Origin of the sequence: Streptomyces sp. WAC06614 (assembly GCF_003949795.1) — a bacterium.
GTDB lineage: Bacteria > Actinomycetota > Actinomycetes > Streptomycetales > Streptomycetaceae > Streptomyces.
In genome coordinates this window covers 1-518 of the sequence record NZ_RPRY01000791.1, presented here as the reverse complement: position 1 = coordinate 518, position 518 = coordinate 1, and the positions used below count along the sequence as shown (strand labels likewise).

Sequence of the window (518 nt, the reverse complement as noted above, 5' to 3'; positions counted from 1 at the left end):
GATGGCCGACTGGAGTGCCGTGGACACCACGTCACTCGTCACCACCTTGTACAGAACGGCCGCGAATGCACACGCCGCGATCGTGCCCATGGCGTATTCCGAAGTGGACATCCCGGCATCCCCTCGCCGCGCACTCCACACATTCACCGCACGGGCCCCACGGGACCGCAACAGAAAGAAGATCTTCATGACGGAACTCCTTGTCGTTTCGTGTTCTTGACGCACTTTCATTTCTTGATCGGCATTCACGTCCCGCCGAACAGCGAGGAGGCCATTCCGATCACTACCGGAGCCACCCCGACCGCCAGGAAGGCGGGCAGGAAGCACAGCCCCACCGGCGCGGTGACGAGCACCGCCGCCCGCTGCGCCCGGGCGGTGGACCGCCGGGACCGCTCCGCCCGCAGCCCCGCCGCCAGCCGGGAGACCGGCTCCGCGACCGGCGCCCCGGTCCGCGCGGCCCGGTCCAGGCACTCGGCGAGCGGGCGGGCGCCCGGAACCTCCGCCAACCGCCCCCACGC

At 69.9% G+C, this 518-nt stretch carries 2 protein-coding genes; both read right to left on the bottom strand.

Going from position 1 to position 518, the window contains the following annotated elements; translation table 11 throughout:
• Window positions 1-189 (bottom strand): DUF4244 domain-containing protein (locus EF918_RS36530; protein WP_185922117.1); only part of this gene is annotated, 189 nt, incomplete at its 3' end.
• Window positions 190-245: 56 nt separating this feature from the next.
• On the bottom strand, window positions 246-518 hold a 273-nt coding region (locus EF918_RS36525), incomplete at its 5' end, for a type II secretion system F family protein (protein WP_185922116.1).